General features: G+C 51.8%; 22 protein-coding genes. 8 read left to right on the forward strand and 14 right to left on the reverse strand.

Annotated features, from left to right (window positions below):
- Positions 1–113: 113 nt before the first annotated feature.
- The 5 genes from MPF33_10615 to MPF33_10635 form a co-directional block, all read right to left on the reverse strand.
- Positions 114–914, reverse strand: a complete 801-nt coding sequence (locus tag MPF33_10615; protein MCI2415673.1) for a M23 family metallopeptidase — start codon at positions 912–914, stop codon at positions 114–116.
- A gap of 8 nt (positions 915–922) precedes the next feature.
- Complete coding sequence (locus MPF33_10620) at positions 923–1,993, reverse strand: radical SAM protein (GenBank protein ID MCI2415674.1); 1,071 nt, start codon at positions 1,991–1,993, stop codon at positions 923–925.
- Positions 1,990–2,877, reverse strand: coding sequence for a radical SAM protein (locus MPF33_10625; protein MCI2415675.1), 888 nt, complete (start codon positions 2,875–2,877; stop codon positions 1,990–1,992). Before MPF33_10625 ends, MPF33_10620 begins: the two co-directional genes overlap by 4 nt.
- Positions 2,874–3,884, reverse strand: a complete 1,011-nt coding sequence (locus tag MPF33_10630) for a lipoate--protein ligase (protein MCI2415676.1) — start codon at positions 3,882–3,884, stop codon at positions 2,874–2,876. The genes MPF33_10625 and MPF33_10630 overlap by 4 nt, the downstream gene beginning before the upstream one ends.
- A 114-nt stretch (positions 3,885–3,998) precedes the next feature.
- Positions 3,999–4,472 carry an HAD family hydrolase gene (locus MPF33_10635; GenBank protein ID MCI2415677.1) on the reverse strand — a complete coding sequence of 158 codons (474 nt, stop codon included), beginning with the start codon at positions 4,470–4,472 and terminating at the stop codon, positions 3,999–4,001.
- A 52-nt stretch (positions 4,473–4,524) separates the two neighbouring features.
- Between MPF33_10635 and MPF33_10640 the strand changes: the two genes are divergently transcribed.
- From MPF33_10640 to MPF33_10650, 3 genes are read left to right on the forward strand one after another with little or no spacing between them, the layout of a single operon-like run.
- Positions 4,525–4,935: a glycine cleavage system protein H gene (locus MPF33_10640; GenBank protein MCI2415678.1), complete on the forward strand. Its 411-nt coding sequence runs from the start codon at positions 4,525–4,527 to the stop codon at positions 4,933–4,935.
- Positions 4,925–5,245 carry a hypothetical protein gene (locus tag MPF33_10645; protein ID MCI2415679.1) on the forward strand — a complete coding sequence of 107 codons (321 nt, stop codon included), beginning with the start codon at positions 4,925–4,927 and terminating at the stop codon, positions 5,243–5,245. Before MPF33_10640 ends, MPF33_10645 begins: the two co-directional genes overlap by 11 nt.
- A gap of 7 nt (positions 5,246–5,252) precedes the next feature.
- On the forward strand, positions 5,253–6,263 hold the full coding sequence (locus MPF33_10650; protein MCI2415680.1) for a hypothetical protein: 1,011 nt from the start codon (positions 5,253–5,255) through the stop codon (positions 6,261–6,263).
- Here the strand turns inward: MPF33_10650 and MPF33_10655 are convergent.
- From MPF33_10655 to MPF33_10665, 3 genes are read right to left on the reverse strand one after another with little or no spacing between them, the layout of a single operon-like run.
- A complete protein-coding gene (locus tag MPF33_10655) occupies positions 6,256–6,765 on the reverse strand; it encodes a hypothetical protein (protein MCI2415681.1) in 510 nt (169 codons plus the stop codon). The genes MPF33_10650 and MPF33_10655 overlap by 8 nt on opposite strands.
- A gap of 32 nt (positions 6,766–6,797) precedes the next feature.
- Positions 6,798–8,786, reverse strand: a complete 1,989-nt coding sequence (locus tag MPF33_10660) for a DEAD/DEAH box helicase (protein MCI2415682.1) — start codon at positions 8,784–8,786, stop codon at positions 6,798–6,800.
- Between the two features lie 45 nt (positions 8,787–8,831).
- A complete protein-coding gene (locus MPF33_10665; GenBank protein MCI2415683.1) occupies positions 8,832–10,145 on the reverse strand; it encodes a hypothetical protein in 1,314 nt (437 codons plus the stop codon).
- 203 nt (positions 10,146–10,348) lie between these two features.
- On the opposite strand from MPF33_10665, the gene MPF33_10670 reads away from it, so the two are divergent.
- From MPF33_10670 to MPF33_10680, 3 genes are read left to right on the forward strand one after another with little or no spacing between them, the layout of a single operon-like run.
- Positions 10,349–10,714 (forward strand): DUF302 domain-containing protein, encoded by a 366-nt coding sequence (locus MPF33_10670; protein ID MCI2415684.1) that lies wholly within the window; start codon positions 10,349–10,351, stop codon positions 10,712–10,714.
- 60 nt (positions 10,715–10,774) lie between these two features.
- The gene (locus MPF33_10675) at positions 10,775–11,161 is read left to right on the forward strand and encodes a hypothetical protein (GenBank protein MCI2415685.1); all 387 of its coding nucleotides are present in this window, start codon (positions 10,775–10,777) and stop codon (positions 11,159–11,161) included.
- 37 nt (positions 11,162–11,198) lie between these two features.
- Positions 11,199–12,227, forward strand: coding sequence for a metallopeptidase TldD-related protein (locus MPF33_10680; GenBank protein MCI2415686.1), 1,029 nt, complete (start codon positions 11,199–11,201; stop codon positions 12,225–12,227).
- Here MPF33_10680 and tsaA read toward each other — a convergent pair.
- The 6 genes from tsaA to MPF33_10710 are packed head-to-tail and all read right to left on the reverse strand — an operon-like array spanning position 12,183 to position 17,963.
- Positions 12,183–12,623, reverse strand: coding sequence for a tRNA (N6-threonylcarbamoyladenosine(37)-N6)-methyltransferase TrmO (tsaA, locus tag MPF33_10685; protein MCI2415687.1), 441 nt, complete (start codon positions 12,621–12,623; stop codon positions 12,183–12,185). The two genes, MPF33_10680 and tsaA, sit on opposite strands and share 45 nt — an antisense overlap.
- A complete protein-coding gene (locus MPF33_10690; GenBank protein MCI2415688.1) occupies positions 12,613–13,182 on the reverse strand; it encodes an XdhC family protein in 570 nt (189 codons plus the stop codon). Before MPF33_10690 ends, tsaA begins: the two co-directional genes overlap by 11 nt.
- Before the next feature lie 30 nt (positions 13,183–13,212).
- A complete protein-coding gene (locus tag MPF33_10695) occupies positions 13,213–13,752 on the reverse strand; it encodes a hypothetical protein (GenBank protein MCI2415689.1) in 540 nt (179 codons plus the stop codon).
- Positions 13,749–15,293 (reverse strand): acid phosphatase, encoded by a 1,545-nt coding sequence (locus MPF33_10700; GenBank protein ID MCI2415690.1) that lies wholly within the window; start codon positions 15,291–15,293, stop codon positions 13,749–13,751. Before MPF33_10700 ends, MPF33_10695 begins: the two co-directional genes overlap by 4 nt.
- A gap of 56 nt (positions 15,294–15,349) precedes the next feature.
- Positions 15,350–17,008, reverse strand: coding sequence for an AMP-binding protein (locus MPF33_10705; protein MCI2415691.1), 1,659 nt, complete (start codon positions 17,006–17,008; stop codon positions 15,350–15,352).
- Entirely contained in the window at positions 16,998–17,963 is a 966-nt protein-coding gene (locus MPF33_10710; GenBank protein MCI2415692.1) for a hypothetical protein, read from the reverse strand. Before MPF33_10710 ends, MPF33_10705 begins: the two co-directional genes overlap by 11 nt.
- 49 nt (positions 17,964–18,012) lie before the next feature.
- Between MPF33_10710 and MPF33_10715 the strand changes: the two genes are divergently transcribed.
- Positions 18,013–18,879, forward strand: coding sequence for a (Fe-S)-binding protein (locus MPF33_10715; GenBank protein MCI2415693.1), 867 nt, complete (start codon positions 18,013–18,015; stop codon positions 18,877–18,879).
- The gene (locus MPF33_10720; GenBank protein MCI2415694.1) at positions 18,876–20,012 is read left to right on the forward strand and encodes a lactate utilization protein; all 1,137 of its coding nucleotides are present in this window, start codon (positions 18,876–18,878) and stop codon (positions 20,010–20,012) included. The genes MPF33_10715 and MPF33_10720 overlap by 4 nt, the downstream gene beginning before the upstream one ends.
- The last annotated feature ends 265 nt before the right edge of the window (positions 20,013–20,277 follow it).

Below are 20,277 nucleotides of genomic sequence, written 5' to 3' on the forward strand. Positions count from 1 at the left end.
TCACAACTGCGGTTTTGACGCTTCCGGAATTGCGGGAGTAATCGGGGCTCCTCATCTTTAGTTCGCCAAAGGAAGCGCCATAAAAGGAAATCGTTTTCATGTTAAAACCTTCGTCAGGCGAGGTTTGTCTTCTTATTTATCAGCTCCCAGAGGTCCACCTCTTCCCCCTCCTTTAGCTTAGTTTTGACAAAGAACCGAACCATTGGATATCCCCTAATGGAGAGGACTGCCTCGAAGAAGGCTTGGCCAAACACGGGCCTTCCCTCGAGGACCTTGAAGGTGGCCTCGTACTCCCAACGCCTTATTAGCCCGGGGTAGGACTCAAAGAGCGTGTAGTTCCTCCTGGGGTGGGGGAAGAACTTAACCCCTACTACCTCGACTTCCCCCACTCTTGCCCCTATGATCCCACCGTAGCCAGCGTAGGGGAGGCTAGCGTTAAGCAGTCCACCACAACAACCCAGCCCCCTGTAGGGGCCTGCTTCAGAGTACGTCTTGACCTTGACGTCGAAGTAGTCCTTTGTGACTTTAACCACCTCTCCCACCCCCCTTGGGTCGTACCTCTTCACTGGGTAGAATCTAATTGGGATACCCTCAACGTGGGCGTGGGGGAAGTCTCCGCCTGTGTAAGGGTTCTCCAGGAACTTCCCTATGGTATCGCCCTTCTTCACGTAGTCTCCCTCCTTTACCCAAGGTTCCACGTGAAGTACCTTTACCTTTCTCCCCTTACTCTCAATGAAAATAAGGTAGTCGTAGTTGACCTTGGCGAACTTGTTGGGCCTTCCGACGTAGAACTTCTCTACCTTTGCCACTACGCCCTCTAACGGTGAGAGGAAGGTCTCCATGTCTGGAGAAGAGATGTCGATTGCCCTCTTCCTCACGTGGGATGGAAATCCACTAGAGAAGAAGCTGACCAAAAAACCGGTCAGTTTACAAACCTCTTTACGAGCCCTTCTAGTTTGGAGGCCTTGATTGCGGATATGACTTGCTTGTTGTTGGGGTACCAAGGTATGTTCTTCAGCCTACTCCCTGGCCTCTCGTTGGAGTATGGCCTGTTGCATCCGGGGCAACCGCTCGTCATAAAGGCTGGAGCGAGCTCGTCAACGGTGAAGTCGCTAGGCACCTCCACGTCAACTAGTCTACCCTCCTCGTCGAACTTGAAGGAGTTCTCGTTGACTAGGTCGTTCTCTATCAGCCACCTAGCTATTTGCATCCTCCTGTAGACGCTTAGCGGAACGGGGCGCTTGTTCTCCATGAATGTTCCATCCTCAGGGTAGAAGGCGAACAGGGATATCTTAGCCCCTCTGGAGTGAGCGTAGAGCATTGTGTCTACTGCCTCCTTCTCGGTCTCGCCTAGACCTATGATCAAGTGTATCCCAGCGTTCTTCCTTCCAAACACCTCCACTGCCTCGTCTATTGCCTTCAAGTACCTGTCCCAGGAGTGCATGCTCCTCATTGCCTTCCCCCTCACTTGGTCGAACACCCTCTTGCTTGCAGCGTCAATGGCCACGTCTATCATGTCTGCCCCAGCTTTCCTCATCTCAATCATGTGATGCTTGAAGGTGTACGTGGCTGTGACCAGCTCAGAGATCTGGAGCTCTATGCCGTAGTCCCTTATCCTCCTCGTTATCTCTATGGCGTCTGGCGAAGCCCTAGGGTGGGCTAGTTGACCTACGCATATCCTCTGAAGCCCGTACTCAGGGTTCCCTTCCCTCTCCTTAATCCTCTTCAGTACCTCGTCTAGCCTCCTCAGGGGCCACTCCACCCTTATGAGGGTCTTGCACTCTGGGCCTTGTGCTACCTCTCTAGCTTGACCGCAGTAGGCGCAGTTGGCCTTACACCCATCGGGGTAGTACTGCAACAAGTTTATTGTCGTGTTTAGGGCTCCCTTCAGGAACTTCCCTGGGCTGAAGCCCAGTACCATGTCTGCCCCGAAGCTTAACCTTACCCATTCTGGACTACTTACCATTTTGTTTGGTTCCAACCTTAGGGTCATGTGGACACCCGTGAAATGAAGTCGTAAACTACGTTCCCACAACAGGCGTTGCTTAACTTTACCTCCCTCCTTCCCCTTGCGTACTCAATAGTTTCCTCTTCTGGGAAGGCTATCCCGTCGATCTCGTAGTCAACTGCAAACCTCTCCACCTCTAAGTACTTGGTGCCCCTGGGCCTAGCACAGCCAAGCATTATTGGCACGTCGTCAAAGAGGTCCCTTGCCTTCTTTAACCCGTTCACAAGGTGGAAGGGGGAGGGTACCTTCATTGGCTTGTTGAGTAGGGGCATGAGCCCTACAATTATCACGGCGTCTGGCTTAACCTCCTTTAAGAGCTCAATTGCCCTAAGGTCTCCATCTTCTCCCTCTAGACTCATGCCCATTATCACGTGAGGGACTATCTTTATGCCTTGAGACTTGAGGAAGCGGAATGAGTTCAAGTAATCATCAACGGTGAAGGGTTGCCTCAGGAACTCCTTTATGGTCTTGTCGTCCCCCACCATGTCTAGGAGCGCTATCTTCACCCCAGCCTCCTTGAACTTCCTAGCAACCTCCTCGCTCTTAACCACTCCCGTGTGGGCTATTATGGTCATGTTGTTGTACCTCTTCAAGACATCCGTGTACTTCCAGATGGGGACGTCCCCCCTAGCCGTGGAGCCTCCAGAGAGAATGATACCCCCCAGCTTGGATGCCACCTCCAGCTCCTTTTCAAACTTCTCCCTAGTTGAACCATCCGCCATTGTGTTCAAGATCTTCGTCTCGCAGTGGGAGCAATTGAAGGCACAGCTGTTCCCAGTCACTGAGATGGCCTTCCATCCCGTCTCCGACGAGATGTAGGAGGTCTCGTACCTCTTTAAGGCAGGTGCGTAGAAGTAAATAGGCCTCATTTTACCGCCTCCATTATTACCTTAACCAGGTCGTCCTTGGTTATCCCGAGGATCTTGACTCCCTTAAACCATTCCTCTACTTCCCTCTGCACGTCCTCCACTTTGCTCCACTTCAGCCTCGCCTCGAGGTCGTAGATCGCCCTCCTAGGCTCCACAAAGAAGTCCCCAGTGATGAGCACTGCCTCTATGATCCTCCCAGTGACCTTTGCTTGAACCTTCACCAGCCCCCCTGGAAACTTCATCTCTGCCTGCCTTATGTTCCCCTTAAGGGTCTGTCTAGCGTTGAAGACCCACTCCGGGGAGGCGTACTTCAAGGCGAGCCTCTCTATTTCCTCCTTCTCCTGTGGAGTGTAATCGGCGTCAACCAGCTTTACCCCAAGAGCCTCCTCAAAGCCCTCCCTCGCTAGAGGAATGAGCTGGGACATCTCTATTGGAGTCTTCAGCTCCCTGTTTACCCAAGTTACCCTCTCCCTGTAGTCCTTAACCACCTTGTCCTTCATCTTCTCTGAGCTGAGCTTGAGGGTCGCTACCATGTCGTCCACGTTGAAGTCTAGGATGATCGTGCCGGTAACCGCCACGAAGTCGCCAATGGAGAAGGCCCCTATACCGCTAATCTTCCTCCCGTTTATCTCGACGTCGTTCTTGGGCCTAAACCTAGCGTCTAGGTTCAACTTCTTTAGAGTGTTTATTACCCCTTTTGCCCCCAGCTGGATGGGGTCTTCCCTCGTCTTGAAGTATATCTCCCAGCCCAGCTGGAAGGGGCCCATTATGATAGTTCCTCCCCCGGTAGGCCTCCTGCCTACCTCCCAGCTCCTCTTCTTTACCTCCTCCAAGTTCACCTCTAGGTCTACAGCTTGGTGGTAGCCCAAGAGTACTGCGGTTGGGTCAAAGATCACAAAGCGTAGAATTGGGTCTGCCCCTGACGACACCGAGTCCAGGAGTGCCTCCTCTCCTGCCAGTATCTTTGCTTGGGAGCCCCTCTCGACTAAAAATCTAAAAGTTTGCATTAAAAGGAAATGAAGTTAACAAATATATAAAAATTATTGTTCTAATACATCGGTAGATAACCTAATTACCTTTTTAATTTACCGTAAACCCCGTCTCTTACCGCGTCTCACTAGCTAGATTAGCTTGAGCCTCCTCATGCTCTCATAGGCCTTGTCCAAGTTGGGCTCCTGAAGGTAGGGGGAGTACTTGGAGCAGTCCCTGTATCTGCTTACACACACGACCTTTATCCTCGAGTCGAAGAACCTAGCCGAGAGGAGGTCTAAGGGAGAGGTACCAATGACCACCAAGTTTAGGGGGTCCTCGTTCACGTCCTTCATTGCTTCCCTGCTTGGCTTCGTCTTCCCCTTGTTATACGTGAACTCCTCCCTGAGCCCAATCGCGGACAATAGCTTCTCTGTGGTCTCTTTGTTGTAGGGCGAGAGGACAATTACGTTTCCCTTAACTTTCTCGTAAAACCTCCACCAGTCCTCGTGTACCTTTTCTGTGTACTTCAACTGAACCCCTGATTTCCCCTTATACGCCTCGTAAAGCTGGTCTGTCAAGTCAACGTCCAGCACGACTCCGTCAAGCCAGACGGCGTATTTCATAGATTGTCTTCTAAAATTAAGATTTTTAAGTTTTAACAAATCAGTGATAATCATGAGAATTTTGGACTTCGAGTTCCCAGACGACCTCTTGTACGACGAGGAAAAGCATGTGTGGATAAAGAAGGAAGGAGACGAGATCCTGGTAGGCATAACCAGTTTGGGCCAATACATGGCTGGAAAGGTCTTCCAGATATCAGTCAAGGAGGAAGGGGAAGAGGTAAACCCTAGGTCCACGATCTTCTCCATAGAGAGTCCAAAGTGGGTGGGGAAGTTCCGCCTGCCTGTGGAGGGCAGAGTAGTGAAAGTTAACAGGGAGGTAGTGGAGAACCCCTCCCTGATAAACGAGAGGCCCTACGAGGCATGGATAGTCAGGATAAAGGTGACGAAGTTCCACAAGGAGTTTAAGACCCTCAAGGAGGTTGAGGATAAGTTCAGGGAGGAGGTAGAGAGGGTTGCAAGATAAGGAAGTGGTGATGAAGGTAGTCGAGGACGTGGGCAGATGGGAGGTAATGCTGGCGGGAATCATCGGCGACGAGATCTTGATGGTCAAGAAAGGGAAGTGCACGGACAGGGCGTGCGTTGAGGGAAAGGAGTACAAGGTGAAGTGGTTTGACCCCGAAGACTACTTGAAGAGGATCTTGGAAGACGAGGAGGTCTTCAGGAGGTACAAGGTAGTCTACTTCGTGAAGGCCTACTTGAGGAAAGTCCTCGACGTCCTTGCATCTGCAGAGGTGCAGAGGATGTCGGTGGACTTAAATAAGCTCGACGCGTAATACGTTTATGGACTGCAGGACTTCCATCCTCTCTTTGTCGCCGTCTAGGGAGGAGTGCTTCTTCGACTTGTCACACTTCCTCAAGTACTCCCTCATCCTATCCATTAAGGAGAACTCCTTCCCCCTCGATAGGTTCACGTACGTGGAGACAAAGGACCCGAGCTTGGACTTCGTTGTAGGGTTCGAGGGAAAGGGCTTCGTGAAGGAGGTGGAGAAGGACTGCATCAGGCTGGGGAAGGACCTGAGGAAGTGCCTAGGCTTCGATTACCTCTTTTCAGAGGAGTACAAGGTGGAGGAGGGGAAGAAAATCTACTACCCAGACCTCGTGGTGGAGGTGCTCAGGGTGCTGAAGGACGAGAGGGACGTGGATGACTTCCTCGAGGACGAGTTAAAGAACTACGAGGCCAAGGACTACGCTACAAGCGAGGGGGTGGAGCACTTTGCTAACCCCTACATGGAGTTTACCTCCACCTTGAGGGACAAGGACTTGGAGGAGCTAAGCCTCCTATCCTCTGTTTACAGTTTGGCGAACAACGTTAGGGACAGGGCCTTCGAGGAGAACGAGGAACTTGAAAGGGTGTATAGGCAAATAGAGAACAGGATAATCTCGATAGCGTCAAAGTACGACGTTGAATTGAGGAAGGGAAAGCCCATAAAGTACGAGGTGGAGGAGAGGATATCAGAGGACGAGGAGCACGTAGAAGAGGAGAGGAGGGAGCCAATAGACGTCACCGCGTTGTTGGTAAAGGTGAGGGCAATTAAGGTTAGGGAGAGGATGACGGAATTCAAGGAATTTATCAGGTCCAAGAACAAGGAACAGGAGGTAAAGCTGGAGAAATACAGCGTGTCCTTTCAAGGTGTCCTCCTAGACAAGTTTGAGGACAAGAACGTGACAGTCCTCTCCATGGGAAAGGGAGTGAGGCTAAAGATGGGATCCCACGAGTTCGAGCTCGAGCTAGAGAAGCCAACTGTTCTCCTCTTGAAGGGCTCCAGGGGGAGGTATGAAGTGGTTATTTAGAGCCCTTTGGCTTACTGCCCTTACCCCTGGGCCTTCCCCTGGACAGGTAGCCTGCCACGATGCTTATTGCCCCAAAGGCAAAGAGGACGTCCGCCGTTGAGTAGTACACTGTACTGGGCGTGGGAATAGACCTCTTCAAGTAGTTTAACTCCGCTGGACCAGACGCGTTGTTAATAAAAGTCACCTTCCCGCTCCCGGACTCCACAATGACCTTCGACTTCATGCCAAGTACTGTTTCTGAAGTTGAGTAAAGGGGCGCGGGATAAACTACCTTTATTGGAGGGGAAGCGTTAAAGGCTATTAACGTAAGCGAGTGCGTGGAGGAGAAGCTTATCGTGATGTTTTCCCCCTTTGGCAATAAAATGCCGCTGTAGCCGTAGAACTGCTGTTGTTTCACCTCAGATACTAGCTCCTCGTAATAGATGTGAGGGGCGTAGTAGAAGTAGAGGACTGCTCCAGCAATTAGTAGGACGATCCCCAGGAATACTAGGTTCCCGTTCATGGTGAATGTTAGAACAAACCCCTGTAAAAAATCTATTCCGAGATAAAGGAGCTGAACTTGGACAGCGCCTTGTAGCCTACGGCCAGGGCGTTCAGCTTTGCCAGCCCCCTCTCCCTCATGTTGTAGAATGATATGGACACCTTGGGGTAGATAGTCATTCCCTCGAGACTCACGTTAAAGTTCAATGTCTCCACGAGGGAGGTAAAGGTCTTATTTGAGGTCTCGGTCACTGACAGCGAGTAGTCGAGGCCTTCCAACGCTGACTTAGCCTTCTCCACCTCCTCCCTAAGTTCTTCCTCTACCTTTTGTAAGTTCTCCCTGGAGAAGAGCCTCATGTAGTGCCTAAGGAGGCTCTTTTTCTCCAGCTTTACGTTCTTGAGAAAGCCTATCTTTGTCAGCCAATCGTTGCAGAGCCTCTTACACTTCTCGCCGTAGCAGAGAGAGCAGTACTTTCCTAGCAGTACTTTGAACAAGACCCTCCCCATCTCCTCCACGTCATAGACGTAGAGGACTTTCCCGTCCCTCATCGCCTTTTCCACGTAGGTGGTGAAGCTCCCCTCTTTCCCCGACACAGTGGAAGTCAGGAGGTTGAAGAGGAACTTGTCCTCGTTGCCGTCAACTTGTAGCTTGACCTCCTCGTCAAGGCTCTCAAATGGCACCAAAATACCCCCTTGTCCCCTCAAGGCGTCCAGTACCCTGGCCGTGGGCCCTTTGTCCTCCTTCTTCTCGAGGATGTAGGACACGTCTATGCCCTCTGCGTAGAGGTTCCTCAAGGCGTCGTCCAAGTTATCGTATTCAGGGGTCTTTGGGGTTAAGCTCACTACTAAGTACTTCTGCTCCTCCTCCCTCTTGTTCCTTATTAGCCTGCCGAGCCTCTGGTAGAACCTCAGTGGGCTCTGGGGCACGTCGGTCATGACGAGGAGCTTCGCCTCAGGTATGTCGATCCCTTCCTCCCCAACAAGCGTGGAGACTATAACGTCAACCTCCCCCTTCTTCGCCTCCTCCACTAGCCTCTGCCTCTCTTCCTTGGTCAAGTCCCCAGTGAGCACCTCCACCCTCGCTTTCGCCACCTGCTTTATCGCCTTCTCGAACTCGTAAGCCGTTGACTTCCTGGAAGTGAAGATCAATACTGGCTTGTAGTCCTCCACTTTGTAGATGGAGAATACCTCCTGGAGAGTCCTCGCCTTGTGACTGAAGCCCTCCGAGTCGCAGAGCACGAAGAAGGAGTGATCGTCCTGCACCTTGTCCCTGAGCCTCTCGAGGCTCTCGCAAAACGCTACCTTGCCGTAGCTGTACAAGGTGTACTCCAGAAACTTTGCAGTCTCCCTGTTCCCCTTTACCTTCCCCCTAAAGAAGGCCTCGAAGACGTTGTTCTCTAGGGAGTCCATCTCGGCGTCGAAGAGGTCAGCAATAGCCTTTGGGGGCTTAAACGAGGGGTCCACGTTTGCCAGCGTCCTGAAGTCGTAGTTCATTGTCACTGGGTCGCCGAAGACAGAGGAGATCCTCTGATCTAGCCTGTACCTCTTGTAACTAGGCAACAGGGCGGTGAAGCCCAACACCACCTTGGGCGTTGTGTTTATTAAAGCGTCGGTGTACCTAGGGTCTCCGAAGGCGTGATGTACCTCGTCGAGGATTACGACGTCCGCCTTTGCGTTGCACTTGTTGGCAGTAAATGGGGTCGAGACGACTACGCTCTTTCCCTCGTTGAAGGCGTCGCACTTCCCCTCGTACTCCTCCCCAACGTCGTCGAACACGGCCTTCCAGAACTGGCGGTACATCTGGTCGCAGAGGATCCTCGTGGGCTCCATGACTATGACCTTCTTGAAGCCCCTCCTCAGTAGGTGGTAGGCCATAAACAGCTCAACTACTGTCTTACCGCTCCCAGTGGGCATGGAAACAATTACGAACTTGTAGTTCAGCTCTAGTGCCCTAACTAAGTCCCTGCTAACGTACTCCTGATAGGGAAACATCGAGAAGCCTAAGCTCTTCTTAAGGCGTTCGTCAAATTCGGAAAACTCCATTTCCCAAAAAGGCTACTAATAGACAAAATATAGGTTTTGTGGGGCTCACTGGTAGTAATCGCTCAAGTTCCTCCTGACGTTCCACCCTTCCTCGTAAAGTTGCCTAAGTCCATCCTCCACTAAGTCCTTGTAGTTCCTTAGCGTGTCCACTGGCGTCACGTTTGGCTTTATGTTAACGTTAATGGGGATCGAGATATCTGAAGGATCCTTCTTGAGGAAGCCGAACAGGGACTTCTTAATGCTCTTGTACGTCTGGATCGAGAGGTAGTAGTTATCGATGACCATGAAGGGCACCACGAACTCCACCACTTCCTCCACTGTAGAGAGGTATTGGGAAAGGGACGAGAGCTTCTCCATTGTAGCCATTTCCCTGTTCTTCAGCTCGTTGAACTGGGCTCTGACCCTTTGCTCAGCCTCCTCTATGGCCTTTATTTTCGCCTCCATTTCAGCTAAAGCCTTTTGCTTAGCTTGGTTTAAGGACTCTATCTCGTTGACTATTGAGAAGACTTTCTGCTTGTACTTCGCCTTTACCTCGTCCAGCTTCCTCGATATTTCGTTTAAGTAATTTGCCTTTATTGAGGCAACGCTGTTTATGTTAGGTACGTGACCGGCAGTGTAGTCTATCTCCGCCTTTGCCAGGAGGACTTCTATATCAGCAATCTTTGAGTATAGCTGGGAGCTCAAGCCCTTTACCTCGCCCTCAACTTGCTTCTTGGCCTCCACTACTTCCTTTTCTAGCCTATCCTTTGCCTCCGCTATCCTTTTATCGTATTCCTCTTGGATCTGCTTCTTCTCCTCTGCCCTTTTTCCCTTCAATATGGTCAAGGTTGTCACTATTCTCTCAAGTACCCTGTCTATCAGGGCAATGTCAGCCTTCACCTTTTCCTTTGTCCCCTCCCAATCCAACAGCAAAAACCTCACTTCCACGTCCTTAAGCTTTCTGTCCAAGACCCTCAAAGGTATGTCGGAGGCTCCGTACTTAAAGACGTCCTTCATGCTTTGGCTCACTATACCCTTTAGGTTGATGGTAGAGAATCCCTTAGACTCTCCCCAGTTCACAGAGTTTATGTAGTCTAGTATGTCCTTTTCCTCCTTAAGGGAGTCAAGGACTGAGACTATCCTGTCGTAGTCTTGGAGTATGTTGAGCTGTACCTCGGTGGATATCTGGGCAGTCTCGTCGAACACTACATAACCTCCGTCTTGGGTTCTGTAGGCCAAGAACGGCCAACCCACTATGTCTACTACCTTTGCCTTGTACTCTTTTCCGGTACCCCTGACCAACGAAACGGCCAGCTGCTTCTCTTTGGGCAAGGGGACTCCGTTCTCGTCTACCACTAAGGGTAATGTGATCGTCCTCATCTAAGAATATAACCTCTATGATAAATATAAATGTTCCATCCTTTGCGGAACCCATCGCGTCAGAGCCAGAATTCCTTCCCTGCACAAAAACACCTAACGCAAAGCGAGCTCAGGGAACTGAGCAACGGTTAAAAACCGCAACCATTTAATTGGACGAACGATTTGGGAATAACATTTAAACGCGTGGCGGCTTTCAATTCCCTATGGAGGTCTTCAAGTCTAAGTACGACTTTGAGACTACGATAAAGAAGCTCGAGGAGTCAATACTTGCCAACAACATGAGGATAGTCTCAAGGGTGAACGCCCAGGAGAACTTAAGGAAGGCTGGCTTCGAGATAAGGGGGAACTACATATTCGAGGTATTTAGACCGGACTACGCCTTCAAGCTCTTCTCCAGGAACTTGAGGGCTGGCATAGAACCACCGCTGAGGATATACGTGTTCGAGGACAACGACGGGATATACGTTGAGTACTACCACCCGTCGGAGATCCTAGGGAAGTGGGGGGCTGAGGACATAGGGAAGGAGCTGGACGAGATTTTCAAGAAGATAGTATCTATAGTCAAGTAATTTTAAATTGACATATGATTTGGGCAAAGATATTTTTATACTTCAACTAATTTTACTCCAATGGCAGAAAGGATAGGAATAAACAAATTAGCCCTAAGATGGGCGGGAATGCTACTGTCGGCGCTGTGGGCAGGAGTACACATGGGCTTGACGTCTGCCGTGCTTCCTAACCCAACAGCGACGTTGATATACAGGGTGTTCTTCGGCTTCACCGCCGCCCTAGCAATAGTTGCTGCAGTCGCCTTCATCCAAGGAATTAGGGCGCTCTACCTCCCAGCGACGGTCTTTTACGATATAGATACGCTACTGCTCGTGGAGACTAGGACTGCGCCTGCCCTCTTCGTGGGGAAGAAGCTACCAGTTAACCCATACGTGGAGATATCCCTAGTGCTCGACGTTATCTTGATAGTAGTATCGCTGTTGCTCTGGAGACTGGACAGGAAGTGACAGAAAGGGATTTTTTCTTTTTTTCCACACTCTAAGTGTGAAGTTTGAGCTTTTCGAGGAAGTAATTGAGGGAGAGAGCTCCACCCTGTCTCAAGGGGTATACAAAAGAACTTCCTCGCTCTCTCTGAGCAGATACCTAGTCAACAGGAGGTGGCAAGTGGGGAACGGAGAAAGAGAAGAAGTGCCCTTTAACTGCGCCAGTTACGTCAGGGAAGAGGTCAAGGACTGGGAGAGGGCTGAGGAAGTACTGACAACTTTCTTGCAGGAGGGAGTCAAGGTAAAGTCAAAGAAGGTAACTAGGAGGATAACCTACAGGGGTAACGTGTGCGAGGAGGTAAAGGTCGTTAACTACGTAAAGGTAGGGGAAGAGAGCTTTGGCTTTACCGGATCCCCAAAGGACGTCAGATCGGTCATAGAGCTCTTGAAGCTGGTGCCGTCCTTACCACAAGGCAGGCCTCGCTTTATGGAGTCGGCAAAGGTCATCCTCGATCCCGAGGCCACTGCAAAGCTGTTCCACGTTATCCTACAGCTCATGAGGGAGGACTCCCGTTTCTTCAACAAGGGGGAGAAGCTGTTCGGGGAGGTCACAGTGTACGACAATCCGAAGAACCTCTTCTCAGTGGGTTTCTCTGCCTTTGACGACGAGGGGACCAGGACTGAGGTCAGGGAGCTGATAGGGGACGGATACGTGGTGAACTACCTGGGGTCCGTCGCCACTGGAACTCCGGGAAACGGTAGGGGGGCCCTTCCAAAGCCTGACTACTTCACCGTGGAGCTAAAGAGGGGCGACTGGAAGGTCAACGAGTTGTTGGAGGAGACCAAGGACGGCATACTGGTGCTGGGGACAAACTACGTAGAGGTGGTGAAGAACAGCGTGAGGCTCTTCCCTAGGACTACTGTGCTAATTGGCTCGGGGAAGGTGTTCATTAGGGAGGTTGCAATACGCTTCATGGACCTAGCTTCAATCGACGCAGTGACAAGCGACGTAAAGAACGTCATGGTGGACGAGGAACACGGTGGGCTAACCCCCTTCGTGAGACTGACAGCAAAGCCCGTGTTCTTTTAAGTGCGTCCTCCTGTACCACTCTGGAACCCTTGGGTTCTGCACTGAGTCCCACTCATCGTAGGGCTTTATGTCCAAGATGGGGGTTCCGTCAAAGGCGTTTATCCCCCTCACCTTCAGCACGTTGCCCTCCACGGACAACAACTCCACGACGGAGAGGCCTATCGGGTTTGGCCTGTTAGGACTTCTGGTAGCAAATACTCCAACCTCTACACCGTCCAGTTCTCTAGCGAGCTTGTCCTCCTTGGCCAAGTGCATGAAGTAGAGCACGATGAGGTGGGAGAACTCCTCAATGCCCTTTAACCCCTCTGCGTACTCTTCTAGGACGACTAGGTCCACGATCTCCTTCCTAGACGCGCCCTTACCCCGCCTTACGTAACCAATTGGCTTAAAGTTCATCGAGCATCTTCTCGAAGCCCTTCACTTCTCTGAGCGGTCTACCGCTACCTCCACTTTCTACTGCCAGTATCTCAGCTACTATACTTAAGGCGATCTCTTTCTCGCTCTTTCCTCCCAGGTCGAGGCCAGCGGGTATCCTGAGCTTCCTGAGCTTCTCCTTCTCTATGCCTGCCTGCATAAGCCTCTTCATTATCTCCTTAGCCCTCCTCAAGCTCATCACTACCGCGATCTCTCTGGCACCTCCGTAGACCGACTTCATTATTGCCCAAGTATCGTAGACGTGCCTCGTGGCCACTACCACGTAGCTGTCCTTTACTACCTCGTCAGGGACTTGGAAAGTGGTTCCCTTTATTACTTGGTCTGCCTCATAGGACTCGCCAAAGGGGTCGACTACTACAACGTGAAACCCCAAGTCCTTTAAGTACCTAGCCAGGTGGGGGGCAATGGTTATGCTACTCCCTGTGCACTTGCTTGCATCCACCTTTACTGTGTCTCTGTCACAGGAGACTGGCTCCTCCATTGTTGCCTCTCTACTTGAGGTAAAAATGACGACTTTCATAAGTAAACTTTGATGGAAAAGCTAAAAAATCTAGATTAGACCGCTAGTCAACACCGCGAAACCCACGACGTAAAGCACGGAGATCGCTATCGCCTTCATTACTTTCTCCTTGACCCTTATCGTCACAAAGTACGACAGGAGGAGGACCCAAAAGAAGCCCGATGATCCCCCTAAGAAGGCTGGCAACAGTTCCCCGGTCATGAGGTACGAGGAGACCTCGAAGAGGTTCACCTCAACTCCCTCCGCTAGGACTCCTACTAGTCCAACTATTAGGGCACTGGACGGCTTAGGGTAATCGCGATAGACGAAGGCGGTGGCAAGGGCCAGGAAGATAAAGCCTAGCAACAACTTCATGACGTGCTCCGCCACGTCGCTGATCAGGATGGGTAGGAAGTGGTACACCAAAGTACTCGTCAAGAGGACGCCTACTATGCCCAGCCATGTCCCCAAGTTCCCAGCCTTCCTGTCGCTTTGCCTCGCTAAGTATGAGAACATGGACATCTCAAGGCCCTCAAAGGAACAAGGTAAAAAAGAGGTGAAGAAAGCCGTTTCCGCTACTTCCCAGCTCACCTTCTCGACCTCGCGAAGAGGGCTCCTCCTGCTAGTAGCCCTATTAATGACGAAGCTAGGTAGTACTCTGTGACGAACTGGTAGACGTTGTCCGCTACGTAAACCACGCCCGAAACAATGGACGTAGTCAAGAGGACTAGCAAGGAGTACTTGAGGAGGAACTTGAGCCTAAATGATGCAAAGAGAAACGCGAAGCCCAAAGCCTCAAAGGGCAGGAGTAGCGTCAACTCTGGCATCTGGTATACAGAGGCATAGCCCTTGTAGTTGGGCACGGTGGCTATGAACCCATAGTGCACTGGGTACTGTAGGGAGATTGGGTAGGTCCAGTTGGACGGCGTCAGAATGAGGGGGGCTCTGGCAAAGGAGAAGTTAAAGCTCTGCAGTAGTCCCTGCACCCCCTGCTCCGCGTAGCTTGAGATGTACGGGAGGTGGAAGTTGTAGTCTATGAACCCTAGAAGAGTGTACCCGGACATGGTGTAGTTGTTAACGTAGGCCTCCTTGGCGTAGGGGGATATGACCAGTAGGGGTATCCTCTGCCCTAACCCGTAGTGGTTCACTGCTGGAGGAACTACTTGATCGAAGTAGCCTCCTCCCTCGTCAAACGTCACGAAGATTACAGAGGAGTTCCAGTACTTGCTCTCCATCACTGCGTCTATTACCTTGACCAGCTCAGTTTCTCCCGCTGTCACATTGTAGGGCGGGTGCATGTCGTACTTGTCATCGTTACAGCCTATGAACATTACCCACGACACCGAGGGAAGTCCGCCATCCTTCAAGTCCCGGTAAAAGGCAGAGATGCCGTGGAAGTGGGAGGAGTACTGACCTATGCCCACGAAAGCGTTGAGTGGCCAAGGTATCCCTCCGCTATAGCCGTAAACGAAGTAACCCCAGGATAAGTTGTACTCGCTGAGCTGGTAAAACACGCTGTAGTTGACGGGTAGCACGTTTGAGGCGTCGTCTGTGTAGATGTTGGGAGGGAACCCTGTCAAATAGGCAATTCTGTTGGGCTCCGTCAAGCCCATTACTGGGGCAAAGTAGTCGTCTGCCAATACATACTCCTCAGCGTAGTCCCAGAGGGGGGAGAGCTGTTGATAGGAGAAGTAGGCCATGGACTGGGGGCCGGAGTAATACACAAAGCCGTCGTAAGTGTCGAACCAGTAGTCCCCGTGGTAGGCGCTCCACCCCTCATAAGGGTCTACGGTGGAGTAGACCTCTGCGTAGTAAGGGTGGGAGTAGCCCAAGAAGGGGAGCCAGGGCACGTTGGGTACTGAGATGTAGTCCAGCTCTCCCTTGCTTGACTCAAGTAGCTGAGTGTAGTTCTGGTATAGGCCATAGGGATCCATGACTGAGAGGGTGACGTTGTTGATAATGGGAGGATAGCCAAAAGGATACGTGCCAAAGAGGTTGTCGAAAGAGTGGTTCTCCTCTATTATGATGATTATGTGCTTTATGGGGGTGGTTGTGGACTGAGAGTGGACACTAACGGGGATAAGCAGGAAGAGGACAAAAGTCAAGAGGGCTAGAGACGAGCTCCTGTGCATATTAAATTGTTGGGTTTGACTTTATAAATTCGCTTTAATTTTCTCTTTCTAGGCATCTATATAGATTTTTTAAACACTATTGCCTCAATAATTTCCCTCATTACCTCCGGGTCCTCTAAGAGGGTCTCGTCGAACTTCTTGCCCAACACAGCGTCCCTCAACGCCCTCCTCATCACCTTCCCGCTCCTCGACCTAGGTAGCCTGTTGACTTTGAAGACCTTGTCTACAACGTATATTGGCCCAAGGGAATCCCTCACCTTCTTTCTCACCTCTTCCTCGTCCACCTCGCCTACAACGAAGACTTCAATCACCTCCCCCTTTACCTCGTCTGGCACGCCAACTGCGGCCACCTCGACAACCCCGGGTATGCTCTGGAGGACCGACTCGACCTCCCCGCTTGTCAGCCTGTGACCGGCCACCTTGATCACGTCATCAGTCCTCCCCACTATCCTGACATAGCCCCCTTCAATCACCGCTAGGTCCCCCGAGTGGTGGAAGCCGAACCTCATGTACTCCCTGTACTTCTCGTTGTTGTTCAAGACGCCGATAAACTGCGTAGGGAAAGGGGTTTTGAGTACCAGTTCACCCACCCCGTCCACGTGCTTTCCCTCCTCCACAGTGTCCAACACGGCCCCAGGGAAAGGTACTCCCGCAAAGGACTTCTTAGGCTCCACGCCCAGACTAAAGGGAGTTCCCACGACGTAGCCCATCTCCGTCTGACCGTACACGTCAGTGTAACGGTCGGAGAAAGTCTTCACGAAGTCCCAGCTTACCTCGTCCATGATCTCTCCTGCAGTGGCCGCGAACTCAACCCTTGGGGGCTTAACGTTGAGCTTCCGCAGTAGTCTCAAAAGCGTGGGGGAAGTAAAGAAGACCTTTGGCCTAACCTCGTCGATTATCTTTGCCACCCTGTCTTTGGGGTAGTCCGGGGCTCCCTCCATGAAGACGAGGGTGGCACCGTGCAACAGGGTGGCATACATTATCCTCGAGAAAGTTATCCAGCCTATGTCGGCAGTAGTAAATACCACGTCCCCAGGCTTCAGGGAGAACATTAAGTTGAACACCACGTAGTCTCCTACCATCCACGCCCCATGGGGGAGGACTATACCCTTTGGCCTTCCAGTAGTCCCTGAGGTGTACATGACCTTGAGGGGCTCGTTGCTCTCCACCTCCTCGAAGCCCTTGAACTCCTCAGGGAAGTCAAGCGCTTTCTCCCTCTCCAGCACTACGTCCCCCTTAAAGTAAAGGGGTATCTCCTTACCACGCCTATAGGTCTTGTCCGCCTTTACTAGGAGATCTGGCTTGAAGTCGTCTAGCCTAGCCTTGACCGCCTCCTCTCCAAGCCCGGCGAAGATGAGCGAGTAAATCACCCCCTTCCTAGCGCACGCTAGTACCGTGGCTATCGCCTCTGGCGTATTTGGCATGTAGATTGCGACCCTCTTTCCCCTCCCCGGCAGTCTCGAGGCCATCTGCCTAGACATCCTGTCCAGCTCGTCGTAACTGACTTCCCTGTAGTCCCTCTCACCGTACCAAATGAGAGCCTTTCCCCTATGGGAGAGGGAGTTCCACGCTATGTTAGTTTTCCCGTTGACAAACCACGACCTGCCATCTAGGGCTTTTTCCCACCCCTTAAACCACTTGAGGGAGGAGGCAAAGGGTCCCCAGTAGTTCTCTGGCCTCTCTATAGCCAATTGGTAAGCTGTGCTATAGTCCATGATATAATTCGTTCACGCTCTCTATAAAAAGGTACTTCCTCAGCCTCTCGGGAGGTAGCTTGGCCAACGCCCTGTTTACCTGCCTCACCAGATCGTCCCTTGTCTCCTCGTCGTTTACCTTCAACAACTCAACTACTCCGCCCACAACAGCATGGTACCCCATGAAGTACCTCACCTTGTTCCTCAGCAACCTCCTCACTGCGTTCGACCTCATGACCCCTCCCAACAAGTAGACGTTGTCCACGTCCCTCTTAAGTCTCTCCACCATTGTATCTATGTACTCGCTCACCTCTTTCATTACCTTGAATGCGAGGACGTCAGTGGCGGAAAGCTGGTCTACCCTCACGGCGAAACTGGCTATCTCCCTCTTGTTCTGCTCCTTGGTGAGCCTAGTAACGACTTCCCTGAACTCGTCGCCGAAGAACTTCTCCACCTCCCTTGGGAGGACGCTCTCTACCTCTACCCCGTCGACGCTCCTGGTGGCGTAGGTTATGGCCCTCTTGGCTATCCAGGAGGCGGAGCCCTCGTCGCCGAAGAACCAGCCCCACCCCCCGATCCTCGTCACCTTACCGCCCTTTTGGAGGAAGGCCACGCTACCGGTACCGGGGGCAAACACCGCCCCCTCCTTGAACATTGCAGTTGCCCTCATAGCACCATAGCCGTCGTTCTGCACCTTCGCGTTCCTAAAGATGCTCTTGGCTATCCTTTCTCCAACCTCCGTGAACTTCCTTGAGTCACCTACCCCAGCCAGGGAGAAGGTAGCCTTCTTGACCTCATCAATGGAGGCGGAGGCGTTCCTTAACGCCTCGTTTACGGCCTCAAGCAGGTTCTCCTTCGCCTTCTCTTCCCCCACTTCCACGAAGTTTCCAGAGGACGACACTCCCACCCCAAGTACCTCGTCCTTGAACACTAAGGCTACGGTCTTGGTTGCCCCTCCGTCTACTGCGAGGATCACATGTGTAGAAGGGAAAACGCAAATTAATCCATTTCGCCACTAATCCTCAATGAACGACTTAAAAACGCTCAGGGACGTCTTGGTGGAAAACCTGGAAAGGAACATGATGCCTTTCCCCGTGGACAAGGGAATCTGCACGGGGTGGACGAGGGACCTACCTAGGTCTGGGGATACCATAATCTACACATCCTGTATGTATCAACTGGCCCCGCTTTTCCCCATGTTCAATAGGTTCCTCCCTTACCTCTCTGCCCTTAGGTCTTTGACCCCCCTTGCCTCCAAGCTAAAGCCATCCGAGGCACAGCTCAACAGGGCTTACAACGTGCTGAGGAAGATCTCCAACGCGTTGACCGCCAAGGGGATAAAACTTGCCTACCTCTACGATGACGAGCCCTACAGCGGCGCTCTACTCCTCGAGCTCGGCTTCCTCGACGAGTTCCAGGAGTACGCCAAAAAGGTCTACGGAAGGTTCAAGGAGAGGGGAGTGAAGAGGATAATCACAGTTGACCCACATACTCACAACGCTTTGGCCAGATACTCTGAGTTCTTCTCATTCAACGTGGAGGTGGTGAACTACATTGAGCTCGTGGAGCCGAGGGAGGGTGACGCCAACGTTTACACCATACACGACTCCTGCCTATACACAAGGTTCCTCAACCTTAGGGAAAAGTTCAGAGAGAAGATAAAGATAAAGCTCGTGGAGGACGACATGGTGACGGGAAAGGACACATCGTTCTGTTGTGGTGGGCCGTTGGCTCCTGTGGACTTCAAGGCAAGCGAAGAGGTCGCCAAGGCGAGGGCCAAGTCCCTGTCCAGGCTGTCCAAGAATCTCCTCGTCCAGTGCCCCATCTGTTACGTCACTCTCTCACCTCACTTCGAGGGCGAGGTAAAGGACGTGGCTGAGGTGATTCTATGAGCTGGGAAACCGCTGTGGAGAGGGCAATTAACAACAACGTACCTAGGGTATATAAGATACTGAGAGAGCACCCCTATATCCTGGATCTGGCAAAGGAGCTGAGAGAGGCAAAACTCAAGGTGCTGGAGAACCTCGAGTACTACGTGGACAAGACCTTGGACTCCGTGAAGAGGGCTGGTGGTCACGGCTACCTAGCCTCTAGCCCTGAGGAGGCAAGGGAAATCGTGGAGAAGATCGTGGGGAAGGGGAAGACAGTAGTCATGGGCAAATCCATGGTGGCTTATGAGGCCGGTATCAGGGAGTTCCTCATAAGGCAGGGAAACGAAGTGTGGGAGACCGACCTGGGTGAGTTCTTGATACAGCTAGCCAACCAGCCTCCTTCCCATATCATAGCCCCAGCAATCCACTTGACCAAGGAGGAGGTGGAGAAGCTACTCAAGCAGAAGATAGGCGGGGTGCACGAGGGGTCGACGCACGAGGAGCTCGTGACCATGGTAAGGCAGTTCCTCAGGGAGAAGTTCGTTAAGGCAGACGTAGGGATAACTGGAGCAAACGCCGTTGCCTCAGACACCGGGACTATAGCGTTAATAGAGAACGAGGGAAACATAAGGTTTTCCTCAATCTCCCCCACCGTGCACATCGCCATTACTGGCGTCGACAAGATCGTCCCCACCCTAGCTGACGCCACAAAGGAGGTCTTAGTCCAGTCCGCGTTTGCCGGCCTCTACCCACCTACGTACGTTAACTTCACCTCTGGGCCCTCGTCGACTGCTGACATAGAGATGAAGAGGATATCCCCAGCCCATGGCCCCAAGGAGTTCCACCTCATTTTGCTGGACAACGGAAGGATAAAGGCATCCAAGGACCCAGTGCTCAGGGAGGCTTTGCTGTGCATTAGATGCGGAAGGTGCCACCTCCACTGTCCCGTCTACAGGGCACTTGGGGTGAAGTGGGGTGACCCACCCTTCACTGGACCCATGGGGGCGATGTGGAGCTACGTGGTATACAACGACCCAAAGCCCGCAATGTACTGCGCCCACTCTGGGAACTGTAAGGAGGTCTGTCCTATGAGGATCAACATCCCTAGGGTACTAGAGTACATAAAGTGGAAGGGGAACAGGCAAAAGGCATAGTCACCTTGGACTAGCTTAAGTTGTTTTCATCAATTTTATTAATATTTTTAACAGTAAAACCTTAATAGTTTGAAAGTAGTCAATACTAATCAGCTTCATTTTGAACTTCTTACACACTCTGTGATAAGTAATAAGACAAACCTCGCTTGGCGGGTTAAGGTTTTAACATGAAAACGATTTCCTTTTATGGCGCTTCCTTTGGCGAACTAAAGATGAGGAGCCCCGATTACTCCCGCAATTCCGGAAGCGTCAAAACCGCAGTTGT

It is taken from the genome of Candidatus Aramenus sp. CH1, assembly GCA_022678445.1.
Classification (GTDB): Archaea; Thermoproteota; Thermoprotei_A; order Sulfolobales; family Sulfolobaceae; genus Aramenus.